The 9,250-nt window shown below is 53.3% G+C and carries 8 protein-coding genes; 5 read left to right on the top strand and 3 right to left on the bottom strand.

Annotation, left to right across the window (positions count from 1 at the left end; genetic code table 11):
• From A7D21_RS25980 to A7D21_RS25970, 3 genes are all read left to right on the top strand, one after another.
• Positions 1 to 871, top strand: an 871-nt coding sequence (locus tag A7D21_RS25980) for a glyoxalase superfamily protein (protein ID WP_218188703.1), incomplete at its 5' end; no start/stop codon positions are given.
• A 252-nt stretch (positions 872 to 1,123) separates the two neighbouring features.
• A complete protein-coding gene (locus A7D21_RS25975; protein ID WP_069553032.1) occupies positions 1,124 to 2,395 on the top strand; it encodes a phosphatidylserine/phosphatidylglycerophosphate/cardiolipin synthase family protein in 1,272 nt (423 codons plus the stop codon).
• A 470-nt stretch (positions 2,396 to 2,865) separates the two neighbouring features.
• Positions 2,866 to 4,365 carry a Fic family protein gene (locus tag A7D21_RS25970; RefSeq protein ID WP_069553031.1) on the top strand — a complete coding sequence of 500 codons (1,500 nt, stop codon included), beginning with the start codon at positions 2,866 to 2,868 and terminating at the stop codon, positions 4,363 to 4,365.
• Between the two features lie 983 nt (positions 4,366 to 5,348).
• Here the strand turns inward: A7D21_RS25970 and A7D21_RS25960 are convergent.
• From A7D21_RS25960 to A7D21_RS25950, 3 genes are all read right to left on the bottom strand, one after another.
• Positions 5,349 to 5,543, bottom strand: a complete 195-nt coding sequence (locus A7D21_RS25960; protein WP_069553029.1) for a hypothetical protein — start codon at positions 5,541 to 5,543, stop codon at positions 5,349 to 5,351.
• Positions 5,544 to 5,685: 142 nt separating this feature from the next.
• Complete coding sequence (locus A7D21_RS25955) at positions 5,686 to 6,939, bottom strand: hypothetical protein (RefSeq protein ID WP_069553028.1); 1,254 nt, start codon at positions 6,937 to 6,939, stop codon at positions 5,686 to 5,688.
• Positions 6,940 to 6,945: 6 nt separating this feature from the next.
• The gene (locus A7D21_RS25950; RefSeq protein ID WP_069553027.1) at positions 6,946 to 7,359 is read right to left on the bottom strand and encodes a hypothetical protein; all 414 of its coding nucleotides are present in this window, start codon (positions 7,357 to 7,359) and stop codon (positions 6,946 to 6,948) included.
• Between the two features lie 269 nt (positions 7,360 to 7,628).
• Here A7D21_RS25950 and A7D21_RS35920 point away from each other — a divergent pair, with 269 nt between their 5' ends.
• Positions 7,629 to 7,796, top strand: coding sequence for a hypothetical protein (locus A7D21_RS35920; protein WP_171902641.1), 168 nt, complete (start codon positions 7,629 to 7,631; stop codon positions 7,794 to 7,796).
• Positions 7,797 to 7,979: 183 nt separating this feature from the next.
• A complete protein-coding gene (locus A7D21_RS25945; RefSeq protein ID WP_069553026.1) occupies positions 7,980 to 9,248 on the top strand; it encodes a hypothetical protein in 1,269 nt (422 codons plus the stop codon).
• Positions 9,249 to 9,250: the final 2 nt, after the last annotated feature.

Here is a 9,250-nt window from a genome sequence, read left to right as displayed (position 1 = left end):
TTCAACCATTGCCAGGCATCGAGAACGAGGACTCCGACAACGCTATGCGTCAACCTGGCTTACATTGGAAAGCAGCCAAATGACTACAGAATCTCTTAAAAACCGAGCAAAAAAACTGCGCAACGCGGTGCAGGGCATGTTTCAAGTCTCAGTCACTCATTCGCAGGCTCTTGAGCTTGTGGCAAAGGAAGAAAACTTTCCAAACTGGGACGCGGCCTGCGCGTCATTCCATTCCACAACTGTATCCGAGGTTGAGTCAGCTTTTGCACTCGAGGCCACGTATAGCTGCATTCGGCAAACGCTGTCCCCTTCCACCAGTGCCGGTGCGTTGATTGTGGTTTGGGGGGTTACAGGGCAAGGTAAGACACCTACTGCGCGGGCGCTAGTGGATGACTTGTTGAGGCAGCCAAATGCTCAGAACACAACTACGATCTTGCATGCCGGAAACAGGGATCTTTCCTACCCGGATAACGCGGCGGTGCGTTATGTTCCGGAAACGGAATCCATCCTTCGTTGCGGCCCAGTATCTGAGCAGTTGGTTGTTGTAGATGACCTTCGAGATCCGCACACTGCCATCGAGGTCGTCGCAATGGTGTTGGCTGGCGTCAAAGCTATTGTGACGATTCATGCCAAATCACCAATTGAGCGAATTCGTACTTTGTTGAGGCTTCAGGGTATTGGTGCGGGGTTGTTGGATCGCTTACTGGATAATGGCCAAGTCAAAACCATCATAGCGACGAATCAGCATGGGTTGAACCAAGGCAATACGGATCCTGAGTGGCAGGCAGCCATCAGGGCTGCCATCCGTTTAGAGCCTGACTTTATCTACACAGCCAGGAAGAATGTTGTCTTTGTCTTGCCCGAAAAATAAGTAGCGTTATTGAGGCCCGACGCCGTCGGGCCTTCTGCATGTAATTGAATGTATCACTGCTCACCACCTGGGAAACCCCGACAAATCCTAACGCTTCAGCTGTAGCTAATGAGACAGGCGTTGAGCAGATTTCCACCAGATGGAAATCGCCAACCCCCCTTTGATACTGAGCCCCTGGACTTCGTATTCCCGCTGCGACTGGCCTCCGCATCCCATGTAAACTGGCTATTCACAGCAGCCAGGTAATTCGGCATGGCCACCTTCCTCGTTTGCACCAATGGACCGTCCAAAGACTACGTCCTTTCAGCCTATAACCTCCTGCTTGAAACTGCGTCAGTGCTTAGACTCGCTGCTCCGTACTTCAATCGATCGGACGAGATTATCAAGGCTGCCCGGCGCGGTGCGACCGTACAGCTACTTGTTGGGCTCAACTCGGCAACTAATCCAAGCGAGCTGGCTAAGGTTCTCGCCGAGCCCAACTGCACAGTTCATTACTTCACAGATGGCTTCCACTCAAAAGTCTTCATTGGGGATGACAGTCAGGCAATGGTTGGATCAGCCAATCTTACTCATGGTGGGTTGGTTCAAAACCGCGAAGCAACGATTACCCTTGATCAGCCCCACGATGAGGCCCGCATTGCCGCGTTGCTGCTGCACTTCGCAGAGCTTTGGGCTGATGCAGCCATGCTGACGCCGGCAGAGCTCAGAAAGTTTGGAAACATATGGGAATCGTCAAAGAAGCTGGCCTCTGCTGAGGCTTTGTTCGACAAGGGGCTGGTATCCGTTACCCCTACCAACGTACTGGTCGGCAGTGAAAAGAAAACGCCACAGCGCCTATTCTTGGCCGAGATGCAAAAATTAATATACAGCCAGTACATGCCAGCGTTCCGTGAGGTCGCCTCATTCCTGGAGAGTGGTGGTTATCGTCGACCTGAGCTCGCCAGTTTGGATATTTCTGCTGAAACCAACAGGTTCCTTAACTGGTGTCGGCTTACATTGATTCTCGACGATGAAACCTGGAAGGAAGCGCCGGTACTGTTACCGGCCGCGCGGATATCGAAATTGGAGTCTATCGCTCGAGAGTGGGTAGATACGATGAATCCCCGTATTGATTCAGGCTATGTAAGCTCACAAAACCTTCTGCACCAGGTGTTTGGATCACCTGAGGCTATAGCTCAAAGCAGTCAGGAGCAGCTTACAGAGGGACTGCTGCAGGTGCATGCCTTCTCGGAGTTACTACGGTTTACTCGCGGGGGGTTGACTCAGCTACCTGTGGTCTTTTGGAAGGACAACGGCGGCGACGTCACTCGGGTGAAAGCAAGCCTTACACATCTCCTATATGGGAAGGACGACTTTGCCGTCAGGATCTGTGACTTGCTGTGGTCTGAGAACTACAGACTGTCCAAAATTGGGAAGTTCTGCTCATTGGAGCTTGTGGGCATGGTCAAACCTCACGAGGCGCCTCCAATCAACAGCAGGATGGCCAAGTCCCTGAAATTTCTAGGGCACAACGTCCGGGTTTAGGGTGACCAACCACTCATCACGCTCGACCGTACCAAAAATGCGAGCCATCCGGACTATCCCTGTCAGCATATGTCCGACTGACTGAATCGAGCAGTGTCAGCTTGGCATCGGCCACCGATTCAATTCGGGGTCAGCGCCCCGGCGCTTATGTCCTGTACATCAACGCTGTGCAAGTTGCTCAGCCGAGTAACCGAGAATTGGGCCTGGCAGGACGCCAATAAGAACACGTCCCCAGCCCTCGTTTCGCTGATGGGCTTACCTTCAGGCTGCCATGATTAAACCGGTGCCGTAAAAATGCCGACAGGGCAACACACGATGACCACTACACAGATTCCCGGCGCGCTGATATGCGAAAAGCCAAAAAACGTGGTTGTGGGCCCATTCTCGGTTAATATTTTCTGAGGGGTCGGGGCATATTTTAAGAAAATCTTGGCTCTGTTAAAAAAATCTAGCCAAAGACAGGGGGAATAATGGGAAATATGGTGGGTTACGCCCATTTAATCAATGAGATGAGGCTGAAGGCTATCGGGGTAAAAAACCCAGCACTAATTCAACCCGTCACCCGCATTGAGCGGATCAACGGCGCGCTTGCAGTACCGCAGGCGGTTGCGCCGGAGGCTGGGGATTTTCTCGCCCATATCATCTTTGCGCTCAAACATGAGGGCGTCAACCTCTCTATTTTGGCGCAGGCTCTGCCTCGAATTGAAGGTCGACTCCTTGTCGAGGCCATAACCCAATCTCCCACCAGCGGCTATCTGCGCAAAGTCTGCTTCCTCTGGGAAGCCTATTCCGAACTTTTACTGGACTACACGGACAAGCCTCGGGGCCCTGGCGTCCTGCTGTTTGATCCAGAACGGTACATCACGGGCCCATCGGTGCGAAACAACCGCTGGCGCGTGGACTTCAATGGTTTAGGGACGCTCCAATATTGCGCGACGGTAGAACGCACGCCTGAGGTCCGGGCCCTCCTTGATTACGACATTCTAGGGCGTTCGAAAGAGTTCATTGCCTCCTTGCCAAAGGAAATGATGGACCGCGCCATCAACTGGGCTTACCTGAGCGAAACGGATTCCTCATTTGCTATTGAAAAGGAAGCACCAAGCCAGCAGAAGTCGGAGCGTTTTGTTCAATTACTGCGCCAGGCACATGACCGCCAGCCGCTTACCGAAGACTACTTGGTTTCTCTGCAAAACAATGCGATTTCCCAACCGCTCGAATGGGCGATGGCCTTCCGGCATGAACAAAACCACCTGACCAACTCCTTTCGAGGAGCGGCGGGGGTCACCTATATCCCCCCTCCTCCAGATCTTTGTCGGGAGCTGATGTTCGAACTCATGGCCTTCGCAAACCGTGCCCCCTTAGAGCTTGACCCGCTGGTGGCCGCCGGCATTGCCTCATTCGGGTTCGTCTTCTTGCACCCCTTCATGGATGGGAATGGGCGACTGTCGCGATTCTTGATACACCAGGCATTGTGCTGCAGCGGTGCTCTGGAGAACGGTTTGTTACTTCCTGTCTCTGTGGCCATGAAACGAGAGGAGCAACGCTATCTAGAAGCTCTACAGAGCTTCTCTAAGCCTGCACGGCAATTCTGGGACGTTCGTTGGGTCGATGCCGACAACATGTCGCTCAACTTCACCGGCGACCCAAGCCTATATCGCTATTGGGATGCGACTGAGTGTGTGGCCTTCACGCTGGAAATGGCCAAGCGGGCATTGGAAGTCGAACTGAGGGAAGAAACCGAGTATTTGCAACGATACGACACGTTGCTCAAGGTGGTTAATGAAAACTACGATGTGCGCGGCAGCCTCTTGAGTAAGCTGATTATGCAGTGCTTAGACCAGAATGGGGTCGTATCAAAGGGCCGGCGCAAGCAATACAACGGGTATATCCAAGAGGAGGTTTTCGACTTCCTCGAAGGTCACGCCCAGGCCCTTCTGGCAGAAGCCTACGCAGAGCCCGACGACGAATAGTTCAGCCCATCACGTGTAGCTCATCGTGAGAAATCCCCTCGATCATAACGACACATGGAGGACGTGACGCAGGTGAAACTGATGAGCGGGCTAGGACAGCAATCACTGTCGTTTTGAAGGATTGCGCTCCTCCCTTCAGCAAGATGCTACTACCCGGCAGAGCGCTGGGGTAGTGCCTTGTGACAACCATTCTTATTTGGCACATGGCGATACTGCCACCCAAAACGCTACCACCAAATAAGTAACATCATAGCAAGTCAGCCTGATTTCCTATGACACCCCTCGAACTACCTGTTAAATCTCCTGTGTAACGCTCTTCCTTTAAAAGCGCCCTACCCGGCCTGGGCAGGTGCGCGCCGCACAGGAAAAGCTGGGGGAGAAGCAGAAAGAAAAGGGCCTGGCGAAAGCCAGGCAAAGTAAAGAAAGGAAAAGCGGTTGATCAGGATGGTGGGTAGGTTCAGGCCCAGAAAATCCGGGGGTTTAAAGGTTTGGGAGATGGAAGGAGGTACACCACGGTAATCAGATCTACCCCCGGCTATGATGTTTCGTTTTAAGTCGGATATTGCATTAGTGGCTGGAAAATCGGTTATATGCGGGTTTTAGGTTTGGAGGGTACTGGCAGTTCAGACCCGTTTGGAGCCTCCCTCAGAGCGCCTGATTCGGTCGAGCTATTAATTTGCACAACCCATTCTTTTGAGTGACCGCTCGGCACCGCGAGACGAAAACCACTTCTAGGAAGTCATAATGGACCCCCGGTCCATCTGGCTCGGCCCCGCGCTTAGCGTAGTGTGCTGTTTTAAAGGTGAACCAGTTCGTGGGCAATGTAGCTGCATTGGTGAACACGCCTACCTTGCCATCCACTTCAGCAAACCCGCTCCCGGTGGGCCGGCTTACAAGGGGGAATACCCGTATCCCGGGAACATCCTCGATAACCTCCCCATCGTTCGGCCCGCCGTGGAAGGTTAGTGTTGTGACTCCCTTGGTCATAATTCGTACGCTCCTCCTTCAATCAGCCTGTCTGGTTGATACTGAAAATGTTCATATTTTTTTAGGCTTGCGACAAGGACATTGATCCTGGCCAACGCCGCTGATTGTTCAGTTGCTGGGGCATTTACGGCTTGGACTTTGACCTCGGCAACTAGCAGTGCAATAGGCTTGTTCGGCTGTTTGGTGTACATGCGACGTTCCTGTTGGTATGGCCGCACTAACATAACGACACCTACTGTTCTTCCCACCTGAGTGGTATGACTGCACGCCGCACGCGCTACGATGTGAGACGGCCGCCTCCCGGGGGACGTGGGCGTCATGATGATGGGGCTGTCAGCCTAGCTTGTCTGAGTGTACGAACGCATTGACGTAGCTTACGTCCTCGTACGGGGCAGACATCGCAACCCCTAAATCGCGCGTCAATTTGCAGTACAAAGCAAGTAACCGAAGGGTAGTTTTTCTCATTGTCGAATGGCTGCGGTACAGGGTGTCTGGGTTAATTCTTAGTCCGTACTCAGAGAGCCTGCCCTTCACTAGTTCGGTGATCGTGTGCTGATTGTCACAGGCATTGAAAATGGCAGGGACCTTGAGGTCAGAAAGCTTCACCGCCCCGAGTCTGTTGGCGTATTGAGTTCTGGCCGCAAGCGCATACTCACCCATCAGTTGTCGATGAACCATAGCCGCCCCCAAAATACTCAGCCAGCTGCCCAGGGTCCCCGTGTGCGCCCGAAACCGCACCTTACGCTTCCCCCACTCGCCGAAAAACTCCTGAACCTGCGATGGATTTTCCAGAGATCGCCGGCAGATCAGCGGAATGCTAGCCAGGCTTTTCTTGCTGATGGCATCATGGAAATGCCTTTGAATATCCAACAGGCGATCGACCGTATCTTCAGTCAGGTTCAGATTGCGCATACGGAGGTATGTGGCGCTAGCATCATCCTTGCTGATCATCATGTTGAAGGCATGGACAATCATTTGGTAATCGGCGAGCAGGGCTAGGCGTATTAAGAATGATTCGGTGAATTCATCCGTGATTCGATCTGGATTGTTCTTGGTGACGGGCAAAACTCCAGAAACGATCAGCCAGCAGTAAACACCTACTGACGCGTCAGTGAACTCACTGACAAAGCATCGGGTGAGCAGATCTCGCCTGACCAGAGGCGAGCAGCCAACGAACTCCCCTATCAGGACCTCAGCTATCTGCAATGCATGATTGGCCAAAACCCCAGTGTTTTTTTCCGTAATCACAGACATGTAAGCCATCTGGTAGTCATTCCAGAAGTTGTCGACTGCCTCCATCTGCGCTGAGGAAAGATTTGGCGGCCTCGGTACATGCGGATTCGACTGGCTCAACTCCTCGGTAGAGGTAGCCAGGCGTACCTCCAGGATGTAGTAGATCAAATGCTTGATGACGTCGGCCTGTAGACCTGAATGCCGGCACTCGACCATTTGCGTGACCCGCTGAACGATCTTTTCGAGCTGCGAGCGTTCTTCGGCATCCATGCCTACGTTAACGACCAGTTCGTTGAAGAAGACCAAGTCCAGAAAGTCCAGACCAGCCTTATGTGCCTTGGTGATGCGTGCCATCTACCCCTACCCTTTTTTATCCGCTTCAGCGACACCTGCCGCCACACCAGCGCCAGCAGCAGCACCTAATGCCGCGCCGGTCGAAGCCACTACCGTAGCGCCCACCGCCATTCCGCCACCTCCGGCGGCGAGAGCACCTCCACCCACAGCCGCCAGCGAAGCGTTTGTCAGCGCAACACCAGAGAGTGAGCTGATCGCCGTTCCCGACGCCGTAGCGCCCAACAGCCCCGCCGATCCCGCGGCTGCTGCAAGTGGGCCGGCAAAAGCCAAGGCTGTGCCACCAGTGGCAATCGTACCCAGGCATACCAACGCCGTTTTCCCAGGGTTTTCGACCACAATGCCGACCGCTGAAACCGTTAGATCACCTAAAGTGCCAATCGCGCTGCCAACCAAATCAAAAAGGGACTCGAAAAAAGCCATGCTGAACTCCAGGTTACGCTCGAAAGATATTTCCGAACGGCTTGGATGCAATTGTGTTGAATCGACATAGGACTGACTATTGCGAAAAGAGGCGTACCTTTTTCTACACTAACATAGCGTGAAAGCTATCGCGGCCGATATCGGTGGGGTAAGGCCACCCCAAACAACGGGGCATTCGGGCTATCGGAATCGCCTGTGAGCCCTTGCCAACGCGCGCCCCATTACGACGTTAGAATGTCTCGAAATGCACAGACCAGGACACCAGAACCATGCTAGAAACGGACACCTCTGCAGTGATCAAGCAACGCGTCGACGACCTCTATTCAGCCGCCTGTAAACACGGCACAACCTATGAGACCGTTGTTCACTCGACGTTCTGCGAGTCGATGCTGTATGAGTTTTCCGATCGGGAGGCTGACAAATCCGCTTCCGCTTAAGCGCGAGTGACATATGGATTTCAAACCCAAGAGGAACTCCGGGCGACTCAAGCAGAGGACTGGGATAACGGAGTTTGCTCGCACGGCTTAGATTCTATGACCTGCCCGGCCGGGTGCTTTGAGCAAGACTGACCCGAAAGGCCGATTCACGAATACCCGAGATAGACAGTACTGAGGGCACCCATGGAACTCAACCCTTATCGCAAGCGATTCGAGGCCGCATCCGCGGCTCTACTGGTAGCCAAAAAGAACCTTGAAGACCAACACACCCTCCTAGGGTGGCTCCACTGCTTCAACGAAGTAGAGGCCAAGGCATCACTTGAATTAGCGCGAGCGCGCGTGGAGGCGATTCAGAAAGATCTGAACTCAACTCGTATGGGCATCCCCTACCTTGCAACCTGGGCGCCACTTTCTGTAGCTGAAATCATAAAGCTCCGGCTGTTTGGCACAATTCCCAGACCTAAGTCTAAACCCAAGCCGAAAGTAGACCCTGAGCGTGAGGCCAAGCTTGCCAAGCTCGAGGAGGGACTCAAAGTTGAAATCGGCGCCGTCGAGAAAATCTACTACCAGATCCAGTTCAATAAAACCTTGGACTGGCTAGAGGCTGATGCCGAAATCGCCACATATAACCGTCAAGTCGCTGACCTTGAACCCGAAGTCGCAAAGCTCGGAGCGGATGTCAGACGGTTTGATGAGCACTTGGTGCAGCCGCTGCTTGACATGAAACAGCTGACTGGTGAACTGGCCTTGGCTGTAGAGGCTCGGGAGTCTGCAGCTGAATTTGACCTTCGCTTCAAAGCTTCACCAGACGCTATTAGCCGACGGGTCGTACAGCAACAATGCTTCAACCTGTTTGGGCTCGACAACACCGACAAAGCTTTCCGAATCAAAAACGGTCAGGTGGAGTCTCTACAGCGCAATCTGGCAAAAGTTGAGACCATAATTACTGAGTTGCAAAAGCGTGAAAGCAGGGGCATTACCCGCCTTGTCATCGATGGCACCAACCTCTGCTATCGGGGCAGAAACCCCAATCGCAAATTCATAGGAGTGGTTGCACTCACTCACCTGGTTCCGATCCTTCAGCAATTGTGGCCTGGCGTCGAGATCATAATCTGCTTCGACCCGGGGACTTTGAAGAACTCGGCAAAGCTCTGGCCAGATGGTGAAAAGCATTTTCATCACTCCGTCCAGATCCACGAGATCGCTCAAGGCAACACAGCAGATGAGACCATCATCGAACTCGCAAGTGGTGAGACTGAGTACGTCATAAGCAATGACACATTCCGCGATTTTCAGAGTCGCCCACCTGTCAAAGAAGGCAGGGTATTCAAAGCTGACATCACGACGAACGACATCCTGGTACTGCCGCTGGCGGCACACGCGAGGTTCGGATCCTCGCAGAGTGTGCCATCCCCCGCTATTGCGGTTGAAAGCGCTGACGCGTCAACATGATC

Source organism: Pseudomonas sp. AP19 (genome assembly GCF_001728855.1).
Taxonomy (GTDB): domain Bacteria; phylum Pseudomonadota; class Gammaproteobacteria; order Pseudomonadales; family Pseudomonadaceae; genus Aquipseudomonas; species Aquipseudomonas fluorescens.
Note: the sequence above shows the minus strand (reverse complement) of the source record. Positions and strands in the feature narration are given on the sequence as shown.

What these genes read in the sequence shown, in the direction of transcription:
- A7D21_RS25975 (WP_069553032.1), top strand. Translation starts at nt 1,124, where the DNA reads ATGGCCACCTTCCTCGTTTGCACCAATGGACCGTCCAAAGACTACGTC.
- A7D21_RS35920 (WP_171902641.1), top strand. Translation starts at nt 7,629, where the DNA reads ATGCTAGAAACGGACACCTCTGCAGTGATCAAGCAACGCGTCGACGAC.
- A7D21_RS25955 (WP_069553028.1), bottom strand. Translation starts at nt 6,939, where the DNA reads ATGGCACGCATCACCAAGGCACATAAGGCTGGTCTGGACTTTCTGGAC.
- A7D21_RS25945 (WP_069553026.1), top strand. Translation starts at nt 7,980, where the DNA reads ATGGAACTCAACCCTTATCGCAAGCGATTCGAGGCCGCATCCGCGGCT.
- A7D21_RS25960 (WP_069553029.1), bottom strand. Translation starts at nt 5,543, where the DNA reads ATGTACACCAAACAGCCGAACAAGCCTATTGCACTGCTAGTTGCCGAG.
- A7D21_RS25950 (WP_069553027.1), bottom strand. Translation starts at nt 7,359, where the DNA reads ATGGCTTTTTTCGAGTCCCTTTTTGATTTGGTTGGCAGCGCGATTGGC.
- A7D21_RS25970 (WP_069553031.1), top strand. Translation starts at nt 2,866, where the DNA reads ATGGGAAATATGGTGGGTTACGCCCATTTAATCAATGAGATGAGGCTG.